Raw genomic sequence first — 21602 nt, 5'->3', positions numbered from 1 at the left:
AGTATAATTGAGAAATATTATCATTAAGAACGAGGCACAAGGAGGACGGAATCGTGCTGCGACAATTTTTTTCTTATTATAAACCGTACAAAAAGCTGTTTTTTCTCGACTTCTTTTCTGCCATCGCCGGCGGATTAATGGAGCTGAGTTTTCCTCTGATTGTCAATTACTTTATCGATACATTGCTTCCGGGGCGGGATTGGAGTCTGATTATTTTGACTTCCGCTGCTTTATTCGGGGTCTACGCCCTCAGCTCGGCACTTCAGTATGTTGTGACGTATTGGGGCCATATGCTCGGCATTAACATTGAAACCGATATGCGGAAAAAGCTTTTCGACCATCTGCAAAAGCTTTCGTTCAAATTTTACGATAACAACAAAACGGGCAGTTTAATGTCCAAGCTCACCAATGATTTGATGTATATCGGAGAAACCGCCCACCACGGGCCTGAAGACCTGTTTATCGCGATCATGACGATTTTGGGCGCGTTCGGTGTGATGCTGTTTATTAACTGGCAGCTCGCGCTGTTGACTTTTATCATTATGCCGGTCGTCATTTGGCTTGCTTTGTATTTCAATAAAAAAATGACCTCTGCGTTTACAAAACTGAACAAAGACGTCGGAGACTTCAGCGCGAGGGTTGAAAACAATATCGGCGGCATCCGTCTTGTTCAGGCTTTCAGCAATGAAGCGTTTGAAACGCAGCGGTTTGACGTGAACAATCAGCGTTTCCGCAAAACAAAGCTGACGTCATATAAAATCATGGCGAAAAACGGCTCGATCAGTTACATGCTGACAAGATTCGTCACGCTGTTCGTCTTATTGTGCGGCACATGGTTCGTGATCCGCGGATCGTTATCTTACGGGGAATTCGTCGCTTTTGTGCTGCTGACGAACGTTCTGTTCCGTCCGATTGATAAAATCAACGCGATTATTGAGATGTATCCGAGAGGCATTGCCGGTTTTAAAAGCTTTATAGAAATACTGGAAACGGAGCCTGATATCAAGGACGCCCCGAACGCGAGACATGTGTCCGGTTTAAAAGGGAATATGCGTTATGATGGTGTGTCGTTCGGTTACGAAGAAAACAGTCCTGTTCTGTCGGGAATCAATTTGTCCATTCATGCCGGGGAGACAGTCGCATTCGTCGGGCCTTCGGGAGCGGGAAAATCAACGCTGACAAGTCTGCTGCCGCGCTTTTATGAGCCGTCTGAAGGCGTGATTTCCATCGACGGAATCGATATTAAGGACATGACGCTGTCATCATTGCGCGGACAAATCGGCGTCGTCCAGCAGGATGTCTTTCTGTTTTCCGGCACATTGCGGGAAAACATTGCTTACGGGCGGCTCGACGCGTCTGAGGAAGAAATCTGGCAGGCCGTCCGCCAGGCGCATTTAGAGGACTTGGTAAACGGGTATCCCGACGGTTTAAACACGGTGATCGGCGAGCGCGGCGTGAAGCTGTCAGGCGGGCAGAAGCAGCGGCTTTCCATCGCCAGAATGTTTTTGAAAAACCCGTCGATCTTAATTTTAGACGAGGCTACATCAGCCCTCGATACAGAAACGGAAGCCGCCATTCAAAAATCGCTGCAAGAGCTGTCTGAAGGACGCACAACGCTTGTGATCGCCCATCGGCTGGCTACGATTAAGGATGCGGACCGGATCGTCGTCGTCACGAAAGATGGCATCGCTGAACAAGGTCATCATAAGGAACTGCTGGCATCCGGCGGCATGTACCAGAGACTTCATCAGGCCCAATTCGGCGAGCTGATTCATTAATAAAAGAAAAAGGATAGACGAGCGGGGGCCGGGCAGCCTCCTGTCTATCCTTTTTTTATGTAGTCCGTATTTAATGGGCTTCTTTTTGCGCAGGTTCGATGATATGTTTGAAACGGTCAACAACCTGCACCGCTTTCTTTCCTTCCACTACAATTAAATATTCTTGTTCTTTATGGGCCATTCTGAACGTTTCCAGCTCAATGAGATCTTTGATTTTGCACATCGTTTTTTTAGAGTAGATATACAGCTCGTGACCTCCCGTGTGGCAAAGCTGATAAAGCTGAAGCATGTTTCGTAAAGTGAACTTCTTAGCGGCTATTTTCAAAGATGTAATGTTTTTCATATGTTTTCTCCTCCGTCTGATGGTCTGTTATTTCGGAAATTCCCCATATAAACGGGTGATAAACCTGGTTATGCCTTCCACTTCAGCACTCCGCCCGCCAGGCGTTTGACTCCGCGGATGGCGCTTAATTCTTCGACGAGCCGGAGCAGCGCCCGGTCTTTCTCTTTCGCCTCAATCATAAAATCGATGTCCGTATCCCATTGTCTGAACCGCTCCAGCACCGGCAGAATAAAATTCGCATCCACATAGTCCGCATGACTGCGTATGGCTGATTCTGATTTTGGCGAGGAGAGATGGACCTTCGGCTTTAAGCCGATCCGCTGCCATGTTTTGATCATCCGCGGAAGAATGTCATCTAAATCAGCGTCATCGGTCGGATTGGCGTAAAAATGGTGATAATCAAACACAAACGGAATGTCTTCTTGTTCACATACACTGAGTGTTTCCTCGGACGTATATGTTTTATCATCGTTTTCTAAAGTCATCCGCTGTTTGATGACATCGGGAAGTTCTTTCAGATTCACGCGGAAACGGCCAAGCGCGCTTTGTTTGTCACCGTAAGCGCCTCCGACATGGATGTTGATGACGGAACGGTTCGCGATACCCATTGCGTCCAGCATGTCATAATGATAGGCCATATCCTTGACCGCATTTGCGGTAATCTCCTGTTTCGGGCTTGTAAAAAGCGTGAATTGGTTCGGATGAAAGCTCGTTCTGAGATCATATTTTCTGACCAGCCCGCCGATCTCACGAAACTCCTGGCGAAACGGCGTGACAAAATCCCACAGCACATCCGGATGGGTGGCGAGCGGCACAATCGAGCTTGAGAACCTGTACAGCGGGATGCCGTGGCCGACCACATAGTGGATGGTGCGCAGTGTATTGGTAAGATTTGCTTTCGTCACAGAAAGCAGGGCGTCTTTCCGCTCACTGCGGGAAAGCTTGGTATAGCGCGCATATGTTAAGGTTTTTGCGGGGGACGCGTCCCAAAGGCACATGGCGTTTGCGACGAATCCGAATCTGAACAGCATATGGTTTCTCCTTTATAAAAAGTAAGATATGGCCTTTCCCAGCCATTCTGCAGGAAGCTGTCTGACGGAGCGCTGTTTCACTTTTTCTAATGTGAGAAGCTCGGATTTTTCGATGTCCTGCTTTATGGTTGAAAGCACTTCCTTTGTAAAGGCTTCATCATGAATGCTGACATTCACCTCTTCATTCCAGAACAGACTCCGTTTATCAAAATTCGGCGTGCCGATAATGCTGATGCGGTCATCAATAATGAAAGCTTTGACATGATAAAAGCCTTGATAATACCGATAGATGAGGCAGCCGGCCTTCAGAAGCTCGGGATAATAGGTGAAAGCTGTTTCCCGAACGAGCGGGTGGTCTGACTTCATCGGCACGATCAAGATGACTTTGACGCCTTTTCGGCAGGCTGAAATAAGCGCTTCCTGAAGCTTTTTGCTCGGTACATAATAAGGCGTGCCGATAATGATTTTTTTCTCCGCCTTACGGATGCAGTTTTCATAATGCGATTCAAGCGAAAAACCGTCAGACGCATATGTCCTATGAGAGATATTCCCTTCGGATAATGCCGGATAAACCCCGGGTGATCCGGGTGCTTTTCCGGTGTTTCGTTTCAGATCGCTTACAAAAAGAGTCTGAAGATCCGCCGTGCCTTCTCCGGTCATCCGCAGGTGATAATCCTCCCAGTTTCCGAACTTCGCTTTTTTGCCGAGGTACTCTTCAGCGATATTAAAACCGCCGACATAGCCGATTTTGCCGTCAATGACGGTCACTTTCCGGTGATTCCGTTTTTGCAGCCTGAAAAATAGAAACGGAAATGCCGGTTTATTTAGAAAATGAACGTGAACGCCGGCTTTTTTCATCGTTTGAATGGAAGGCTTTTTCACTTGGCGGCTGCCCGCCCAATCGAGCAACAGATATACGGAGACGCCGGCCTGGGCCTTTTCTTTCAATAAATCAAACATCTCATGGCTGACTTGGTCGTTCTTCATAATAAAAAACATCATATGAATAGAAGAGACGGCTTGGCGGATATCGGCCGTCATCTGCCGCACAAGCTCGCTGCCGCAGTGAATGAGTGTGATATCACTCTTTTTCGGGTCAAAAACGGGCTCATACGCCTGTTTTTTGTACGCCGCCCGGCCAAGCAGCATATCAAGCAGCATAAGTGCGATCAATATGATAAAAATGACAAGCAACACAAAAATGACCTTCATACCGACGCTCCTTTCCGAAGTATTCGTAGTGTGCCCTGAGAATGTGAATTTAATTATTGACTGAACACTCATTCATTATTTATGATAAAGTAAAGATATGACAATGAAGAGGGGTATCAGAACAAAGGGGGAGACAAGATGAACGCATTTCTCATGGTAAACGCGCTGCTGTTTTCAGCTGTAACCGCTTACGCCGTTTATTTATTCGTTTACCTGATCAGAACGAGGATCGCTTATATTAAGCTCGGCCAAAGGGAAGAATTTGATAAACGCCTGAAAGAACGTCTTCAGAAGATATGGGTGAATGTGTTCGGACAGAAAAAACTGCTGAAAGATAAAAAGAGCGGCATCATCCACGTTCTGTTTTTTTACGGTTTTATACTCGTTCAGTTCGGCGCAATTGATTTTATTCTGAAAGGGCTGCTTCCTGACCGCCATCTGCCGTTCGGTCCGCTTTATCCGGCGTTTACCTTTTTTCAGGAAATCGTCACGTTTCTGATTTTAATCGCCGTAGTCTGGGCGTTTTACCGGCGCTACATTGAAAAACTCGTCAGACTGAAACGCGGGTTTAAAGCGGGGCTTGTCCTGCTGTTTATCGGCGGACTGATGGTGACGGTGCTTCTCGGGAACGCCATGAACCTTTTATGGCACGATCATTCTCTGTCTTGGACGGAACCGATCGCTTCCTCCATTGCGTTTGTGCTCGGCGGTCTTTCAGCGCCGGCGGCGGCCGCCGTGTTTTATGTTTCATGGTGGCTTCATCTGTTGTTTTTGCTCAGCTTTTTAGTGTACGTGCCGCAATCAAAGCATGCGCACTTAATTGCGGGTCCGGCGAATGTGTTCCTCAGCAGGCTGGATTCAAAAGGAAAGCTGGAAAAAATCGATTTCACCGATGAGACGAAAGAAAGCTACGGCGTCGGAAAGATTGAAGACTTCCGCCGCTCTCAGCTTGTCGACCTTTACGCCTGCGTCGAATGCGGCCGCTGTACAAATATGTGTCCGGCCTCCGGTACGGGCAAGATGCTCTCGCCGATGGACCTCATTTTAAAGCTCAGAGACCATTTGACGGAAAAAGGCGCTGCCGTGACGTCAAAATCTCCGTGGGTGCCCGCGCCCGTTTTTCAGCACACGAAAGCGAATCAGCTCGCCGCGGCTTCCTCAGGGGGAGGATCGCGTGAAGCGGCCGCAGCCATTGATTACAACCCGAGCTTAATCGGCGAGGTCATCACGGAAGAGGAGATTTGGGCGTGCACCACTTGCCGCAACTGTGAGGATCAATGTCCGGTCATGAATGAACACGTTGATAAAATTATCGATCTTCGCCGTTATCTTGTGCTTACGGAAGGGAAGATGGACAGCGACGCGCAGCGGGCCATGACAAGCATTGAAAGACAGGGAAACCCGTGGGGCTTAAACCGCAAAGAGCGCGAGAACTGGAGGGAGCAGGCTGATACAGAGATTCCGACAGTGAAAGAAATGAAAAAACAAGACAAAGAGTTCGACTATTTGTTTTGGGTCGGCTCAATGGGTTCCTACGATAACAGGAGCCAAAAGATTGCCGTCTCATTTGCAAAGCTGCTTAATGAAGCGGGCGTATCCTTTGCGATTCTCGGCAATAAGGAAAAAAACTCAGGCGATACGCCGCGCCGTTTGGGCAACGAGTTTCTGTTCCAAGAGCTGGCGGAACACAACATCGGCGAATTTGAAAAACACGGGATCAAAAAAATCGTCACGATTGATCCGCACGCCTATAATATGTTCAAAAATGAATATCCTGATTTCGGATTCCGGGCCGAAGTCTATCATCATACTGAATTATTAGCCGAGCTTGTGTCACAGGGGAAACTAAAACCGCTTCACCCGGTGAATGAAACGATTACCTTCCATGACTCGTGCTATTTAGGAAGATACAATGAAGTGTATGAGCCGCCGAGAGCGATCTTAAAAGCCATTCCGGGCGTTCAATTGAAGGAAATGGAGCGCAGCCGCGAAAACGGGATGTGCTGCGGCGCCGGGGGAGGGCTCATGTGGATGGAAGAAGAAACGGGAGCGAGAATCAACACGGCCCGGACTGAGCAGGCGCTTTCTGTCAGTCCGACGGTCATCAGCTCCGGCTGTCCTTACTGTCTGACCATGCTCGGTGACGGTACGAAAGCGAAAGAAGCCGAAGACGCGATCGGCACTTATGATGTCAGTGAATTGCTCGCCATGTCTGTATTCGGCGCCGAAAAACAAGAGTCTTTATAGAAAGAAGCGGGCCGCCGGCGCATATGCCGGCGGCTTTGTTTTCGCACATCAGCCGATTTATGAAGGGACGGCTCTAAAATTTCTTAAATTACGCTGTTAAGGGTAGCATATTCTGTTTTAATTTGTTTATAATGAGAGGTATGGTTTATGAACAAAACAATACAAATTCGTTCTTATTATAGGATAGAAACAGATACATATAAGTAATAGAAAGGGAGTGTCCGACCTTGAGTATCAAACAATATTCTCAGGAACAGCTGAAGCAGATGGCTTTAGTTGAAATCGCTCACGAAATTTTCTCAGAACATAAAAAACCGGTTCCGTTTCAGGAGCTGCTGAATGAAATGATCTCCTTGCTCGGTGTTACGAAAGAGGAACTGGGCGACCGTATCGCCCAATTTTATACAGACCTGAACATTGACGGCCGCTTTATTGCTCTGTCAGACCAGACGTGGGGGCTTCGCAGCTGGTATCCGTACGATCAGCTGGACGAAGAAACACAGCCGACTGTAAAAGCGAAAAAGAAAAAAGCGAAAAAAGTCGTTGAGGAAGATCTCGACCTTGATGAATTCGAGGAAGTTGACGAAGATGACATCGATCTCGATGAAATAGAAGAAGATATTGACCTTGAAGCAGACAGCTTTGACGACGAAGATATCGATGAAGAAGATGACGACGAGCTTGAGATCGAAGACGAGATGATTGAAGAAGATGAGGAAGATTATGATGATGAGGAAGAGGATCGCAAAGACTGATTTTATATCAGCAAAACGATCTTGACTTTCATTGTCGAACTATGTAGTATGTATTTTGGGCTCTTCAAAAAGAAGAGAATTCATAAGAGTGCTACGCTCCCTTTCAAGAAATTGAAAGGGAGCTTTCTTATTTTCATCTCCCAAATTCTTTTACACATCATTTGTTTTTAGTGAAATGATTTTCTATAAAACGGCACATTTTAAGGAATGTAGCGCAGACCGAAGAGAGGAGCAAACGAAATGACGAAATATATTTTTGTAACCGGGGGAGTTGTATCATCACTCGGAAAAGGAATTGTGGCTGCGTCACTTGGCCGCCTGTTGAAAAACAGAGGCATGAGCGTCACCATCCAAAAATTTGACCCTTATATCAACGTTGACCCGGGAACGATGAGCCCGTACCAGCACGGTGAGGTATTCGTTACCGATGACGGCGCTGAGACTGACCTTGACTTAGGGCATTATGAGCGGTTCATTGACATTAATCTGAACAGATTCAGCAACGTGACGACCGGCAAAATTTATTCCGCCGTATTGAAAAAAGAGCGCCGCGGGGACTACCTCGGCGGAACGGTTCAGGTCATTCCGCACATCACAAATGAACTGAAAGACCGCGTGTATCGTGCAGGCAAAGAAACAAACGCAGATGTAGTCATTACTGAGATCGGCGGAACAGTGGGAGACATCGAATCCCTTCCGTTCCTTGAAGCCATCCGTCAAATGAAAAGCGACATCGGCCACGAAAACGTGATGTACATTCACTGTACGCTTGTTCCGTACATCAAAGCGGCGGGCGAGCTGAAAACAAAACCGACGCAGCACAGCGTAAAAGAGCTGAGAAGCCTCGGTATTCAGCCTAATATCATCGTCGTGCGCACGGAAATGCCGATTTCTCAAGATATGAAAGATAAAATTGCGCTCTTCTGCGATATTGACACGAAAGCGGTCATCGAGTGCGAAGATGCGGACAACCTTTACTCCATCCCGCTTAACCTTCAGGAGCAGGGACTCGATAAGCTTGTCTGCGATCATATGAAATTAGAATGCAAAGACCCGGATATGACGGAATGGAAAGACCTTGTCACGAAAGTGAAAAACTTGTCTAAAACCATTACAATCAGCCTCGTCGGTAAATACGTCGAGCTTCAGGACGCTTACATTTCAGTCGTTGAATCACTGCGCCACGCCGGCTATGCGTTTGACGCTGATGTGAAGATCAAATGGATTAACGCCGAAGAAGTGACAGAAAGCAATATTCAAGAGCTGACTGGCGGCACAGACGGAATCATCGTGCCCGGCGGTTTCGGAGACCGCGGCGTAGAAGGGAAAATCATCGCCGCCAAGTATGCGCGTGAGAATAAAATTCCGTTCTTCGGCATCTGCCTCGGTATGCAGATTGCATCCATTGAATATGCGCGAAACGTATTAGGTCTGGAAGGGGCTCACTCTGCGGAGATCGATCCGTCCACTCCTTATCCGATCATCGACCTTCTGCCGGAACAAAAAGATGTCGAGGATCTTGGAGGAACGCTTCGTCTCGGACTGTACCCTTGTAAGCTTCAGGAAGACACGAAAGCCTTCGAAGCGTATGCGGATGAAGTGGTATACGAACGCCACCGCCACCGTTATGAATTCAACAACGAATACAGACAGCAAATGGAAGAGAACGGTTTTGTGTTCTCAGGAACAAGCCCTGACGGCCGTCTTGTGGAAATCATCGAGCTGAAAGACCATCCTTGGTATGTCGCTTGCCAGTTCCACCCTGAGTTCAAATCAAGACCGACAAGACCTCAGCCTTTATTCAAAGACTTTATCGGCGCTTCCGTACAAGCTGCAGAACAGAAGTAATAAAAAAAGACTTGCCTCCTTTAAAAGCGGCAAGTCTTTTTTCTGCATCAGGCATATTCCTGCATCATTTCCTTTAACGTAAAGGACAGTGCGTGATAGACATACAGGCCTGTCATTAATGAAGGAAAGCCGTATCTTGTCCCGTCTTCATCAGGCAGAAGCGGCATTTTTAATTTGCTGTCAATATGAACATCACAAAATTCCTCAATCCCGGTTTGATCTTTGATGACAGGAGATACGCCAACGAGGCCGATCCCTTTTTCATAAAGCTTTTGAGCCAGCGCCTGTTCTTCAGCCGTGCCCGGACCTGAACAAAACATCAGCACCCTGTCGCTTTCTGTAATCGAATCAGCTGTATCCGGAAACGCTTCGACGGAAGGCATCGGTTCTGAGCCGAGTTCCGCCTCGCACAAAATGCCCTGCATCTCATTTGCGCCGTATAAATAAATGGTATGACCGCTGACGGCTGCCTGCGCCAGCAGGCGCGCGCCGTCTTCTATTGCTTCGGATTCCTTATCCTGAATGCGGGAAAAAATGCCTGCAAGCTGCGTCGTAAATATCTTTAACATGAGTGAAACCTCCTTTACACATACAAGAACAGTATACAACAAAAGAGAAAATGCTCAGAAAATGTCGGAAAGTAGACTATTATAATTAAAGGAAATGTGAAAATCAAACAGAATACATAAACAACTGCTTCCTTTTGACGAAAATGATAATATTGGGGTGTAAAATGATGAATGAAAAGATTTTAATCGTAGATGACCAATACGGTATACGCATATTGCTCAATGAAGTGTTTCATAAAGAAGGGTACCAGACGTTTCAGGCCGCCAACGGCATACAAGCGCTGGACATCGTAACGAAAGAACGGCCCGATCTCGTGCTTTTAGATATGAAAATCCCCGGCATGGACGGAATCGAAATTCTCAAGCGCATGAAGATGATCGACGAATCTATCCGCGTCATTATCATGACCGCTTACGGAGAACTCGATATGATTAAGGAATCAAAAGAGCTCGGAGCGCTGACCCATTTTGCGAAACCTTTTGACATTGATGAGATCAGAGACGCGGTGAAAAAATATTTACCTCTAAAATCGAATTAATAAAATTAGAAACAATTATGTCATTGTGTTGCCGATTTGTCGAAAAGTTGGTATCCTAGAGATGGAGAAAAAGCGATCTGTTGTTTTACATATGACAGGTTTTTATGGTCATGCTATAGGTGGAAAGCTTTTTTCGAGAAGAAGCAAATCAGGCTACATAAGGAGGACTTTCGACATGCCTTTAGTTTCAATGACGGAAATGTTGAATACAGCTAAAGAAAAAGGATATGCTGTTGGACAATTTAACCTAAATAACCTTGAGTTCACTCAAGCTATTTTACAAGCAGCAGAAGAGGAAAAATCCCCGGTTATTCTTGGTGTTTCAGAAGGCGCGGGACGCTACATGGGCGGCTTCAAAACAGTGGTTGCCATGGTTAAAGCTCTTATGGAAGAATACAAAGTGACAGTTCCTGTCGCCATTCACTTAGACCACGGTTCAAGCTTTGAATCTTGTGCGAAAGCGATTCATGCAGGCTTCACTTCTGTAATGATCGACGCATCTCACCACCCGTTTGAGGAAAACGTAGCAACTACAGCTAAAGTGGTTGAGCTTGCTCATTTCCACGGCGTTTCAGTTGAAGCTGAGCTTGGAACTGTAGGCGGACAGGAAGATGACGTGATCGCTGAAGGCGTAATCTATGCTGACCCTAAAGAGTGTCAAGAACTTGTAGAGCGCACTGGCATCGACTGCCTTGCACCTGCACTGGGTTCTGTTCACGGCCCTTACAAAGGCGAACCGAACCTCGGTTTCAAAGAAATGGAAGATATCGGCAAATCAACCGGCCTTCCATTAGTACTTCACGGCGGTACAGGAATTCCGACTGCCGACATTAAAAAATCAATCTCACTTGGTACGGCTAAAATCAACGTAAACACTGAAAACCAAATTTCTTCTGCAAAAGCTGTCCGCGAAACATTGGCAGCTAAGCCGAACGAATACGATCCTCGTAAATATCTTGGACCTGCTCGTGAAGCGATCAAAGAAACGGTTATCGGCAAAATGCGTGAGTTCGGTTCTTCAAACCAAGCTTAATCCAATGTAACATCCATAAACCGCCTGACAGCATTGACAGGCGGTTTTATGTCTTACCTTTAGAAAGCGCAATCATGTTTTACAGTTCTGAAAATTTATTACTGGGGAGGCTTTCCTTATGTTATTTTTCATTGATACAGCAAACATTGACGAGATTAAAGAAGCTTATGAACTTGGCGTTCTTGCCGGAGTTACGACAAACCCTAGTTTAGTGGCGAAAGAAGCTGACGTGTCTTTCCATGACAGACTTCGTGAGATTACGGAAGTCGTGAGCGGATCAGTAAGCGCGGAAGTCATTTCCCTGAATGCTGAAGAAATGATTGAAGAAGGTAAAGAACTTGCGAAAATCGCACCGAATATCACAGTGAAAATCCCGATGACGTCTGAAGGGTTAAAAGCCGTAAAAGCGCTGAGCGACCTGAACATTAAAACAAACGTAACGCTCATCTTCAGTGCCAACCAGGCGCTTTTGGCGGCAAGAGCCGGGGCGACTTATGTATCTCCGTTCTTAGGCCGTCTGGATGACATCGGCCATAACGGTCTTGAACTGATTTCAGAAATAAGACAGATTTTTGACATTCATGACATTGATACACAAATCATCGCAGCTTCCATCCGTCATGCGCAGCACGTGACTGAAGCCGCTTTACGCGGTGCACATATCGGTACGATGCCGCTGAAAGTCATTCACCAGCTGGCGAAACATCCGTTAACGGATAAAGGCATCGAGCAATTCTTGGCAGACTGGAATAAATAAGGGTGAAAAGGGCGGCAAACCGGTTGCATCCGTTTGCCGCACCCTTATGTTTTCCTGTTTGGCAGCGGGCCTTCAGTATCAAAGTGAAGAGTGTGTTTCCCCGGAATGTGAACCCGGCGGGCCTCTGTGCATCCTGTGTTAAAAATGCCCCGCAAAGCTTCGCTATTTTCTTCCTGTTATTTTATAATGTCCTTGTATTCTTTCTCTTCGAATTGGCTACATTTTGGACAAGAGCTTTATTTGCAGAGACAGAATAAAATGCCATTTTATTTACGCTCCGCAGCTATCTTCTTATGGAAGGAGACTATCATGGAAAAGTTGAATATTGCCGGCGGCGATCCGTTAAACGGAACCGTACATATCAGCGGCGCGAAAAACAGCGCCGTCGCATTGATACCCGCAACCATTCTGGCAAATTCCGAAGTAACGATCGAAGGGCTTCCGGAGATCTCAGATATTGAAACGCTGCGTGACCTGCTGAAAGAAATCGGCGGAAACGTCCATTTTGAAAAAGGAGAAATGGTCGTCGACCCTTCCCCGATGATCAGCATGCCGCTTCCCAACGGCAAAGTGAAAAAACTCCGCGCTTCCTATTACTTAATGGGCGCGATGCTGGGCCGCTTCAAACAGGCGGTCATCGGACTGCCGGGCGGATGCCATCTCGGGCCGCGGCCGATTGACCAGCACATCAAAGGGTTTGAAGCGCTTGGGGCGGAAGTCACCAATGAACAAGGCGCGATTTATCTGCGCGCCGAAAGGCTGAGAGGCGCACGGATTTATTTAGATGTCGTCAGCGTCGGAGCGACGATCAATATCATGCTTGCCGCTGTACTGGCTGAAGGTAAAACCGTGATAGAAAACGCCGCCAAGGAACCTGAGATTATTGATGTTGCCACATTGCTCACCAGCATGGGCGCAAAGATCAAAGGTGCGGGAACCAATGTAATCAGAATCGACGGCGTAAAAGAGCTGCACGGATGCAGGCATACGATCATTCCGGACAGAATTGAGGCGGGCACCTTTATGATCGCCGGCGCCGCGATGGGGAAAGAAGTCATTATTGATAATGTCATACCGACTCACCTGGAGTCTTTAACGGCGAAGCTCAGGGAAATGGGTTTTCACATTGAGACGAGTGACGATCAGCTTCTTATGCTCGGCGGGCAGAAGCAGATAAAACCGGTCGACGTAAAAACGCTTGTTTACCCGGGATTCCCGACTGATCTTCAGCAGCCGATGACATCTCTGTTAACGAGAGCCAGCGGCACGAGCGTCGTAACCGACACCATCTACTCGGCCCGATTTAAACATATAGATGAGCTGAGACGGATGGGGGCCAACATGAAAGTGGAAGGCAGGTCGGCCATTATCACCGGTCCGGCCGAGCTTCAGGGCGCAAAAGTAAAGGCGAGCGATCTGCGTGCAGGCGCTTGTCTGGTCGTCGCCGGGCTCATGGCTGACGGCGTAACCGAAATTACCGGTCTCGAGCATTTAGACCGCGGCTACAGCAATCTTGAGAAAAAACTTGAAGGTCTGGGCGCCACAATCTGGCGGCAAAGGCTGACGGACGAAGAGATAGAACAGCTCCAAAATTCATAGAAATGCGGACTTTTGAGAGGAGATCGTGTTGAAATGGAAAGAAGCTTATCGATGGAATTGGTTCGAGTCACTGAAGCGGCGGCTTTAGCATCTGCCAGATGGATGGGCCGCGGGAAAAAAGATGAAGCTGATGATGCGGCGACAAGCGCAATGCGTGACGTGTTTGACACGGTGCCGATGAAAGGCACGGTCGTGATCGGGGAAGGCGAGATGGATGAAGCGCCGATGCTTTACATCGGCGAAAAGCTCGGAAACGGATACGGCCCTCGCGTCGATGTCGCCGTCGATCCTCTTGAAGGCACAAACATCGTAGCGAGCGGCGGCTGGAATGCGCTGACGGTGATCGCGGTCGCCGACCATGGAACACTGCTGAACGCCCCGGATATGTATATGGAAAAAATCGCGGTCGGTCCTGAAGCGGTAGGCTGCATCGATATTGAAGCGCCTGTCATTGATAACTTAAAAGCCGTTGCGAAAGCGAAAAACAAAGACATTGAAGATGTCGTGGCAACCATTTTAAATCGTGACAGACACGAAAAAATCATCTCTGAATTGCGTGAGGCGGGCGCCAGAATCAAACTGATCAACGACGGTGATGTCGCGGGCGCCATCAATACGGCCTTTGACCATACGGGAGTAGACATTCTCTTCGGTTCAGGCGGGGCTCCTGAAGGCGTGCTGTCTGCCGTTGCGTTAAAAGCGCTCGGCGGCGAAATCATCGGCAGGCTTCTGCCGCAAAGTGCGGAAGAGCAGGCCCGCTGTGAGCGAATGGGCCTTGATGTATCCAAAGTGCTCCGGATGGAGGACCTTGTGAGAGGGGATGACGCCATTTTTGCCGCAACGGGCGTCACGGACGGAGAGCTGCTGAAAGGCGTTCAGTTCAAAGGCTCCGTCGGCACGACTGAAAGTCTGGTCATCCGGGCGAAATCAGGAACGGTCCGATTCGTTGACGGAAGACACAGCCTGAAGAAAAAACCAAATCTTGTGATCCGGCCATAAATAGAGAAAAGCGGGACGGAAAGTCCCGCTTTTCTTTTGCAATAAAGAGTCAACCCTATCATTTATATGTCAAAGCATTATTTAAGTTGAATAATTTTTTGAAATGAGGTAAAAATAAAGAGTGCTGCGATTTTTCTGTGTCATTCCTTCTTTTGAGTACTGGGAAATTTTCAAATTCTACCGCATACAGACGATATAAATATTGATCTTCTCAAGTTTTTGTCCTCGCTTCCTTCAAAACTCATTAAGACATTCCTTTTTTAAAAAAGCGCCGATCATGGGTGGAAGTGTTACCGATAGAAGTTCCTGAACGTTTTATAAAAGAATGTGCTTTGGCGGAATCATGCGAAGCAGCCGATTTGAATGAAAACAGCAATACATTGACTATGAAAAGCGTGGTGTTTTTATGAAAGACGTATCTATTTCCTCTTTGGAAAATATGAAATTAAAAGAACTATATGAACTGGCCAGACATTATAAAATCTCCTACTACAGCAAACTGACTAAAAAAGAATTAATCTTTGCCATTCTGAAAGCCAACGCCGAGCAGGAGGATCTTCTGTTTATGGAAGGCGTGCTCGAAATCATCCAATCGGAAGGATTCGGCTTCCTCAGACCGATTAATTACTCGCCAAGCTCAGAAGACATCTACATTTCTGCTTCCCAGATCCGCCGCTTTGATTTAAGAAACGGTGACAAAGTATCCGGCAAGGTGCGTCCGCCGAAAGAAAACGAACGCTATTACGGACTTTTGCACGTTGAAGCGGTAAATGGAGATGATCCGGAATCTGCGAAAGAGCGCGTCCATTTTCCTGCGCTGACTCCGCTTTATCCGGACCGCCAAATGGTGCTTGAGACGAAACCGAATTATCTCTCAACAAGAATTCTCGATATGATGGCTCCCGTCGGTTTCGGCCAGCGCGGTCTGATCGTGGCGCCGCCGAAAGCCGGTAAAACCATGCTGTTAAAAGAAATCGCTAACAGCATTACGACAAATCAGCCTGACGCTGAATTGATCGTTCTCTTAATTGATGAAAGACCGGAAGAAGTAACGGATATTGAACGTTCCGTAGCGGGCGATGTCGTCAGCTCGACGTTCGATGAAGTGCCGGAAAATCACATTAAGGTAGCGGAGCTTGTGCTTGAACGGGCGATGCGTCTCGTTGAACATAAAAAAGACGTTATCATTCTGATGGACAGCATTACCCGCCTGGCACGGGCCTACAACCTCGTTATCCCGCCAAGCGGACGTACGCTTTCCGGCGGGATTGACCCGGCTGCGTTCCATCGTCCGAAGCGCTTTTTCGGTGCCGCGAGAAACATTGAAGAGGGCGGCAGTCTGACCATTTTGGCGACGGCGCTCGTAGACACGGGCTCCCGGATGGATGACGTCATCTATGAAGAGTTTAAAGGAACGGGTAACATGGAGCTTCACCTTGACCGTTCTCTTGCGGAAAGACGGATTTTCCCGGCGATCGATATCCGCCGCTCCGGCACACGGAAGGAAGAGCTGCTCGTGCCGAAAGAGCATCTTGACCGTCTATGGGCGATCCGCAAATCGATGTCTGATTCTCCGGACTTCGCAGAGAAGTTTATGAGAAAAATGAAAAAAACAAAAACGAATCAGGAATTCTTCGATCTGATCAACCAAGAATGGAAGCAGGCAAACCTTTCATCATCAGCCCGCCGCTGATAAAAAATGTATTTGCAAATGCAGTAAATGACTGATATAATTCTCTCATATGCGTTCCGGATTACTCCGGAATAATAACTCTGTTTCCACACGGGATTCAGGGCGGAAGGAGATGGATACAATGAAAGCAGGAATTCATCCTAATTTCAAAAAAGCAACAGTTAAATGCGCTTGCGGAAATGAATTTGAAACAGGCTCAGTAAAAGAAGAGGTACGCGTTGAGATTTGCTCTGAATGCCACCCATTCTACACTGGACGTCAAAAATTCGCTTCTGCTGATGGTCGTGTTGATCGCTTTAACAAAAAATACGGTCTTAAGTAATAATAGATTTTACAGGCAGGCAAGAATTGCTTCTTGCCTGTTTTTTATGTCCATAAACAGGAAAAAAAGGGGAGCGGATAGCCTATGTACATAATGAAGCAAAGCGGATGGCTTGAGCTGATATGCGGCAGCATGTTCTCTGGGAAATCAGAAGAGCTGATCCGCAGAGTGAAAAGAGCGACATATGCGAAGCAGGAGGTCAAGGTGTTCAAACCTGCCATTGATAATCGCTACAGTGAGGAGGCCGTCGTTTCTCACAACGGCACATCCATGACAAGCCACGTCATCTCGTCTTCGGCTGAAATATGGGATCATATCAGTGAAAGCACGGACGTCATCGCGGTAGATGAGGTGCAGTTTTTCGGCGAATCGATCATCGGCGACTTATCCTCGCTTGCGGATAAAGGCTATCGTGTCATCGCGGCCGGACTTGATATGGATTTCCGGGGAGAGCCTTTCGGCGTGGTGCCGAATCTGATGGCGGTTGCCGAATCGGTGACGAAGCTGCAGGCGGTCTGCTCCGTTTGCGGGTCGCCGGCAAGCCGTACGCAGCGTTTGATTGACGGGAAGCCCGCTTCCTATGATGATCCGGTCATTTTAGTCGGCGCATCGGAGTCATACGAAGCGAGATGCAGACATCATCACGAAGTGCCGAAAAAAACAGACTGATAAATAACCCTTTTCATGAAAACACCGGTAAAAAATCCGGTGTTTTTTTGACGTTTTTTCAAAAATTGTAGTTAAATAACTTAAAAAAGAGTATGAAAAAATTAAGTAATTTTCATCTCTTGAATTTTCATTTTTACAGGCATAAAATGACTAAGTAATGTAAATAGTTATGAGACATTGTTCGAATAATTGTCAAAAAAAGATATAGCAGATCGCGATCACACTAGCCAAAATGGGTAATTACTTAACTTTGTTAACTATTTGAAGAAAGAAGGAGATTTTCTTGAATAATATTAAAGTAACGAAGGAAGGCAACTTAGAAACTACTTTAAGAGGAAAAGAAGTTCTATCTATCCCTACTTTAAATAAAGGTGTTGCGTTTTCAGCAGAAGAAAGAAAAAGCCTTGGATTAGACGGGCTGCTTCCTCCGACAATTCTGTCTCTTGATGAGCAGGCAAAACGCGCATACGAGCAGTTTCAAGCTCAGCCGGACCGCCTTCGCCAAAACGTGTATTTGAATGATTTGCAAAACCGTAACGAAGTTCTTTTCTTTAAATTGCTTCAAAACCATCTTCGTGAAATGCTGCCGGTTGTTTACACACCGACTGTCGGTGAAGCGATTCAAGAATACAGCCATGAGTACAGAAGACCTCAAGGGATTTACCTTTCTATCGACAACGTGGAAGGGATTGAAGAGGCATTTGAAAACCTTCATGCCACTGCCGGAGATATTGATCTGATCGTTGCGACAGACTCAGAAAGCATCCTCGGAATCGGTGACTGGGGTGTAGGCGGTATCAACATCGCCATCGGTAAATTAGCGGTATACACAGCTGCCGCCGGTATTGACCCAAGCCGTGTTATTCCTGTCGTTCTTGACGTCGGTACGAACAATGAAAAACTTCTGAACGATCCTTTATACATCGGTAACCGCCATGAACGTATCCAAGGCGAACGTTACGAAGCTTTCGTTGACGCTTATGTAAAAGCTGCGCTTAAATATTTCCCTAAAGCCCTTCTTCACTGGGAAGACCTTGGAAACAAAAACGCGCGCAATATCATGAAGAAATACAACCATGAAATTCTTACATTCAATGATGACATTCAAGGAACAGGCGCGATTACGCTTGCAGGTGTGCTTGCGGCTATGAAGAAAACAGGCGCGTCTATTAAAGACCAGCGTGTGGTTGTCTTCGGTGCGGGATCTGCCGGAATCGGAATCGCTGACCAAATCCGCGACACTATGGTGCTTGCCGGTCTTTCTGAAGAAGAAGCCAACAAAGCGTTCTACACAATGGATTACAGAGGCTTGTTAATTGAAGGTATGGAAAACATTCTTGATTTCCAAGAGCCGTACCTGCGCACAGCTGAAGAAATTAAAGATTGGAAACGCGATGAAAATGGACAAATTCCTTTCATTGAAGTGATCCGTCAAGCGAAACCGACAATCTTAATCGGTACATCAGGCCAAAGCGGCGCGTTCAGTGAAGAAATCGTCAAAGAAATGGCAAAACACGTTGAGCGTCCGGTCATCATGCCGATGTCTAACCCGACACCGCTTGCTGAAGCCGTTCCTAGCGATCTTTTCAAATGGACTGACGGCAAAGTGCTTGTGGCGACAGGAAGCCCGTTTGACAATGTAGAGTACAATGGCATTTCTCATGAAATCGGACAATCTAACAACGCATTCGCGTTCCCTGGACTTGGTCTCGGTTCAATCGTTGTAGAAGCGAAAGTGATTACTCCTGCAATGTTTGCGGCAACTGCTGACGCAATCGCAGAAAGCGTTGATTTTGAAACACCGGGTGCAGGCCTTCTGCCGAGCATGAGCGACTTACAAGAAGTTTCAATTAAAGTTGCGATCGCCGTAGCGGAAACTGCCATTAAAGAAGGCGTGGCAAACCGCATTCCTGAAAATGTAGAACAAGCCGTTCTTGATGCAATGTGGAAACCGCAATATAAACAAGTTGTCGCTAAATAATTTTTACGATTAATTTTACAGTCCGAGGGAAAGCTTTTATGTAAAGGCTAAAGTATACGGACATTAAGGATTTGGAGGAGAACATTTTGAGCTTCTTAGATATTTTAATCCTCCTGGCGCCGATCTTTTTCGTGATCGTGCTGGGATGGTTCGCAGGTCGCTTCGGAAGTTATGACGCGAAGTCAGCAAAAGGGGTAAGCACCTTAGTTACGAAGTACGCGCTTCCGGCGCATTTTATCGCAAGTATTTTAACCACTTCAAGAAGTGCGTTTTTATCACAGGTTCCTTTGATGGTCGCTTTGATCATTGGGATTGTCGGATTCTTTATCGTCATTCTGTTGGTTTGCAAATTTATCTTCAAGTATGATTTAACGAATTCATCTGTATTTTCTTTAAACTCTGCACAACCGACATTTGCTTTTATGGGTATTCCCGTACTAGGAAGCTTATTCGGAGCAAGCGAAGTAGCGATTCCTATCGCCGTTACGGGTATCGTGGTTAACGCCATCCTTGACCCGCTTGCGATCATTATCGCTACTGTCGGTGAGTCATCTAAGAAAAAAGACACTGAAAACGAGAACTTCTGGAAAATGACTGGTAAGTCTATTCTTCACGGTCTTTCCGAACCGCTTGCGGCTGCACCGCTTATCAGTATCATTCTGGTACTCTGCGGTGTAACACTCCCTGGCTTGGGAGAAAAAATGCTTGATCAGCTCGGAAGCACAACATCAGGTGTTGCGCTCTTCGCCGTCGGTGTAACTGTCGGTATCCGCAACATTAAGCTCAGTCTGCCGGCTTTCGGTATCGCTTTGTTAAAAGTTGCCGTTCAGCCTGCGCTGATGTACTTGATCGCTCTTGCAGTCGGACTTCCGGCTGACCAGATCACTAAAGCGGTATTGCTCGTTGCATTCCCTGGATCTGCGGTAGCGGCGATGATTGCCACACGTTTCGAAAAACAAGAGGAAGAAACTGCGTCCGCGTTCGTGATCAGTGCGATTTTATCTCTCATCTCACTGCCGATCATCATTGCGCTGACTGCATAATGAAAAGCTCCCTGTTTCAGGGAGCTTTTTTGATTAGAATTGAAATTTAAAAGGCGAAAATCTCGTTTTTTTTCTGGGTTTCTTATGTTCTGAAGAAGCGGCTGTTTCTGAGAGGGGAGCTGTCTGGGCAAGTTCCTGGATGCGGGAGGCCAATGTCTGCAATTCGGTATTGAGGTCGTCAATTTCCCGCCTGTGCTGAAGAAGCTGATAAGACACCCCTTCATCCGCCTTTTGTTTCAGCTGGCGTTCAAGCTCCTCTATCCTTGAAAGCAGATGGTTCTCACCTTGTTTCTCTTTCGTGAGAATGTCCAGTTTGCGCTCCAGCTCTTCCAATCTTTGTTCAGCGCCGCCATTGATTTTCGGACGCTGCAAAATGAAGCCCGTCCGTTTTTTCAGCTGCCGGGGCACTTGAACGTCCAGAAGGGCAGTGCCTTCAGAAATTTGCCGTTTGACCGATTTCAGCACATCAAGATCCTCAGGTGTGAAGGAATAATGTCCGAGTTCATTCCGTTCAGCCGGAAGATTCAGCTGCTTGACCCACCTTTGCACCGTTTTTGCGGAGACGCCGAGCTCTTTCGCGGCCATGTTTGTATTCATGATCACATACCTCCTTTTTGCTAGGTATTCGACCATGAGGCGGCGTTCCCTTCATGTTAGACAAAACAAGAAGGAATTCGCCAAAGAAAGCGGCATTTCTTCAAAAAACTTACGCTTCATACAATTCAAGCGGAAGCTTGTCGGGATCAAAGAAAAAGGTAAACCGTTTCCCCGTCAGCGGATCGGTTCTGATCGGTTCTGTGCCGACGCCCTTTTCCTTTAACTCTCTGACGGCTGCTTCAAGATCGTTTACGGTGAAAGCGAGATGCCGGAGACCCGCGGCTTCCGGTCTGGTCGGCCGTTCGGGCGGATCGGGAAAGGAAAACAATTCAATCGCGTACGCGCCGTCCAGCGCAAGATCAAGTTTATAAGATTCCCGTTCCTTTCGGTATGTTTCTTTTATAATGCCGAAGCCGAGAATCTCGGTGTAAAAAGCTTTCGACTTTTCATAATCAGAGCATATGATTGCTATATGGTGGATGGATTTCAGCATATCCGCCCCTCCTTTTTTGCTTCAGTATAACAGAGGCGAATTGCTTTTGACTGGCGATAAGCCCTATACTATAATGAGAATGTTACGCACAGGA

20 protein-coding genes and 1 pseudogene are annotated in these 21602 nt (G+C 47.0%); 15 read left to right on the top strand and 6 right to left on the bottom strand.

Annotated elements, in window-relative coordinates:
* Positions 1-53 precede the first annotated feature (53 nt).
* Positions 54-1778 (top strand): ABC transporter ATP-binding protein, encoded by a 1725-nt coding sequence (locus JNUCC22_RS17350; protein ID WP_072589667.1) that lies wholly within the window; start codon positions 54-56, stop codon positions 1776-1778.
* Positions 1779-1848: 70 nt separating this feature from the next.
* On the opposite strand, the gene JNUCC22_RS17345 is transcribed toward JNUCC22_RS17350, so the two are convergent.
* The 3 genes from JNUCC22_RS17345 to cls form a co-directional block, all read right to left on the bottom strand.
* A complete protein-coding gene (locus tag JNUCC22_RS17345) occupies positions 1849-2121 on the bottom strand; it encodes a hypothetical protein (protein WP_072589666.1) in 273 nt (90 codons plus the stop codon).
* A 68-nt stretch (positions 2122-2189) separates the two neighbouring features.
* A complete protein-coding gene (gene uvsE / locus JNUCC22_RS17340) occupies positions 2190-3152 on the bottom strand; it encodes a UV DNA damage repair endonuclease UvsE (RefSeq protein ID WP_072589665.1) in 963 nt (320 codons plus the stop codon).
* 12 nt (positions 3153-3164) lie between these two features.
* The gene (cls, locus tag JNUCC22_RS17335) at positions 3165-4364 is read right to left on the bottom strand and encodes a cardiolipin synthase (RefSeq protein ID WP_072589664.1); all 1200 of its coding nucleotides are present in this window, start codon (positions 4362-4364) and stop codon (positions 3165-3167) included.
* Positions 4365-4502: 138 nt separating this feature from the next.
* Here cls and JNUCC22_RS17330 point away from each other — a divergent pair, with 138 nt between their 5' ends.
* The 3 genes from JNUCC22_RS17330 (at position 4503) to pyrG (ending at position 9214) form a co-directional block, all read left to right on the top strand.
* The gene (locus JNUCC22_RS17330; RefSeq protein ID WP_003151094.1) at positions 4503-6611 is read left to right on the top strand and encodes a (Fe-S)-binding protein; all 2109 of its coding nucleotides are present in this window, start codon (positions 4503-4505) and stop codon (positions 6609-6611) included.
* Between the two features lie 227 nt (positions 6612-6838).
* The gene (rpoE, locus tag JNUCC22_RS17325) at positions 6839-7366 is read left to right on the top strand and encodes a DNA-directed RNA polymerase subunit delta (protein WP_007407616.1); all 528 of its coding nucleotides are present in this window, start codon (positions 6839-6841) and stop codon (positions 7364-7366) included.
* A gap of 240 nt (positions 7367-7606) precedes the next feature.
* Positions 7607-9214 (top strand): glutamine hydrolyzing CTP synthase, encoded by a 1608-nt coding sequence (pyrG, locus tag JNUCC22_RS17320; protein ID WP_003151098.1) that lies wholly within the window; start codon positions 7607-7609, stop codon positions 9212-9214.
* Positions 9215-9261: 47 nt separating this feature from the next.
* Here pyrG and JNUCC22_RS17315 read toward each other — a convergent pair whose 3' ends face one another.
* Positions 9262-9783, bottom strand: a complete 522-nt coding sequence (locus tag JNUCC22_RS17315; protein ID WP_072589663.1) for a DUF2529 domain-containing protein — start codon at positions 9781-9783, stop codon at positions 9262-9264.
* Positions 9784-9947: 164 nt separating this feature from the next.
* On the opposite strand from JNUCC22_RS17315, the gene spo0F reads away from it, so the two are divergent.
* From spo0F to JNUCC22_RS17265, 11 genes and pseudogenes are all read left to right on the top strand, one after another.
* Positions 9948-10322 carry a sporulation initiation phosphotransferase Spo0F gene (gene spo0F, locus JNUCC22_RS17310; RefSeq protein ID WP_012118670.1) on the top strand — a complete coding sequence of 125 codons (375 nt, stop codon included), beginning with the start codon at positions 9948-9950 and terminating at the stop codon, positions 10320-10322.
* A 175-nt stretch (positions 10323-10497) separates the two neighbouring features.
* Entirely contained in the window at positions 10498-11355 is an 858-nt protein-coding gene (locus JNUCC22_RS17305) for a class II fructose-bisphosphate aldolase (protein ID WP_003151102.1), read from the top strand.
* Positions 11356-11473: 118 nt separating this feature from the next.
* Positions 11474-12112: a fructose-6-phosphate aldolase gene (gene fsa / locus JNUCC22_RS17300; protein ID WP_007407613.1), complete on the top strand. Its 639-nt coding sequence runs from the start codon at positions 11474-11476 to the stop codon at positions 12110-12112.
* A 309-nt stretch (positions 12113-12421) separates the two neighbouring features.
* Entirely contained in the window at positions 12422-13711 is a 1290-nt protein-coding gene (locus JNUCC22_RS17295; RefSeq protein WP_007407612.1) for a UDP-N-acetylglucosamine 1-carboxyvinyltransferase, read from the top strand.
* 33 nt (positions 13712-13744) lie between these two features.
* Entirely contained in the window at positions 13745-14710 is a 966-nt protein-coding gene (glpX, locus tag JNUCC22_RS17290; RefSeq protein WP_003151105.1) for a class II fructose-bisphosphatase, read from the top strand.
* 201 nt (positions 14711-14911) lie between these two features.
* A pseudogene (locus JNUCC22_RS19570) lies at positions 14912-15017 on the top strand (hypothetical protein); the annotation flags it as partial.
* 99 nt (positions 15018-15116) lie between these two features.
* The gene (gene rho, locus JNUCC22_RS17285) at positions 15117-16403 is read left to right on the top strand and encodes a transcription termination factor Rho (protein WP_003151107.1); all 1287 of its coding nucleotides are present in this window, start codon (positions 15117-15119) and stop codon (positions 16401-16403) included.
* A 121-nt stretch (positions 16404-16524) separates the two neighbouring features.
* Positions 16525-16725, top strand: a complete 201-nt coding sequence (gene rpmE, locus JNUCC22_RS17280) for a 50S ribosomal protein L31 (protein ID WP_003151132.1) — start codon at positions 16525-16527, stop codon at positions 16723-16725.
* An 84-nt stretch (positions 16726-16809) separates the two neighbouring features.
* Positions 16810-17394, top strand: coding sequence for a thymidine kinase (locus JNUCC22_RS17275; protein WP_007614390.1), 585 nt, complete (start codon positions 16810-16812; stop codon positions 17392-17394).
* Between the two features lie 283 nt (positions 17395-17677).
* A complete protein-coding gene (gene malS / locus JNUCC22_RS17270) occupies positions 17678-19375 on the top strand; it encodes an oxaloacetate-decarboxylating malate dehydrogenase (RefSeq protein WP_042635562.1) in 1698 nt (565 codons plus the stop codon).
* Positions 19376-19461: 86 nt separating this feature from the next.
* Complete coding sequence (locus tag JNUCC22_RS17265; RefSeq protein ID WP_007407608.1) at positions 19462-20418, top strand: AEC family transporter; 957 nt, start codon at positions 19462-19464, stop codon at positions 20416-20418.
* A 33-nt stretch (positions 20419-20451) separates the two neighbouring features.
* On the opposite strand, the gene racA is transcribed toward JNUCC22_RS17265, so the two are convergent.
* Together racA and JNUCC22_RS17255 are read right to left on the bottom strand one after the other, a co-directional pair.
* Positions 20452-21015, bottom strand: coding sequence for a chromosome-anchoring protein RacA (racA, locus tag JNUCC22_RS17260; protein WP_007407607.1), 564 nt, complete (start codon positions 21013-21015; stop codon positions 20452-20454).
* A gap of 109 nt (positions 21016-21124) precedes the next feature.
* A complete protein-coding gene (locus tag JNUCC22_RS17255; protein ID WP_003151138.1) occupies positions 21125-21508 on the bottom strand; it encodes an SMU1112c/YaeR family gloxylase I-like metalloprotein in 384 nt (127 codons plus the stop codon).
* Positions 21509-21602: the final 94 nt, after the last annotated feature.

It is taken from the genome of Bacillus sp. JNUCC-22 (assembly GCF_018861275.1).
GTDB lineage: Bacteria > Bacillota > Bacilli > Bacillales > Bacillaceae > Bacillus > Bacillus velezensis.
The sequence above is the reverse complement of the archived record's forward strand: the minus strand, read 5'-3'. Positions and strand labels throughout refer to the sequence as shown.

Excerpts from the sequence above, each read along its gene's own strand:
- glpX (WP_003151105.1), top strand. The coding sequence starts at position 13,745 with ATGGAAAGAAGCTTATCGATGGAATTGGTTCGAGTCACTGAAGCGGCG.
- JNUCC22_RS17295 (WP_007407612.1), top strand. The coding sequence starts at position 12,422 with ATGGAAAAGTTGAATATTGCCGGCGGCGATCCGTTAAACGGAACCGTA.
- JNUCC22_RS17345 (WP_072589666.1), bottom strand. The coding sequence starts at position 2,121 with ATGAAAAACATTACATCTTTGAAAATAGCCGCTAAGAAGTTCACTTTA.
- racA (WP_007407607.1), bottom strand. The coding sequence starts at position 21,015 with ATGAATACAAACATGGCCGCGAAAGAGCTCGGCGTCTCCGCAAAAACG.
- JNUCC22_RS17330 (WP_003151094.1), top strand. The coding sequence starts at position 4,503 with ATGAACGCATTTCTCATGGTAAACGCGCTGCTGTTTTCAGCTGTAACC.
- rpmE (WP_003151132.1), top strand. The coding sequence starts at position 16,525 with ATGAAAGCAGGAATTCATCCTAATTTCAAAAAAGCAACAGTTAAATGC.
- uvsE (WP_072589665.1), bottom strand. The coding sequence starts at position 3,152 with ATGCTGTTCAGATTCGGATTCGTCGCAAACGCCATGTGCCTTTGGGAC.
- JNUCC22_RS17255 (WP_003151138.1), bottom strand. The coding sequence starts at position 21,508 with ATGCTGAAATCCATCCACCATATAGCAATCATATGCTCTGATTATGAA.
- JNUCC22_RS17315 (WP_072589663.1), bottom strand. The coding sequence starts at position 9,783 with ATGTTAAAGATATTTACGACGCAGCTTGCAGGCATTTTTTCCCGCATT.
- JNUCC22_RS17275 (WP_007614390.1), top strand. The coding sequence starts at position 16,810 with ATGTACATAATGAAGCAAAGCGGATGGCTTGAGCTGATATGCGGCAGC.
- spo0F (WP_012118670.1), top strand. The coding sequence starts at position 9,948 with ATGATGAATGAAAAGATTTTAATCGTAGATGACCAATACGGTATACGC.
- rho (WP_003151107.1), top strand. The coding sequence starts at position 15,117 with ATGAAAGACGTATCTATTTCCTCTTTGGAAAATATGAAATTAAAAGAA.
- cls (WP_072589664.1), bottom strand. The coding sequence starts at position 4,364 with ATGAAGGTCATTTTTGTGTTGCTTGTCATTTTTATCATATTGATCGCA.
- JNUCC22_RS17305 (WP_003151102.1), top strand. The coding sequence starts at position 10,498 with ATGCCTTTAGTTTCAATGACGGAAATGTTGAATACAGCTAAAGAAAAA.
- pyrG (WP_003151098.1), top strand. The coding sequence starts at position 7,607 with ATGACGAAATATATTTTTGTAACCGGGGGAGTTGTATCATCACTCGGA.
- fsa (WP_007407613.1), top strand. The coding sequence starts at position 11,474 with ATGTTATTTTTCATTGATACAGCAAACATTGACGAGATTAAAGAAGCT.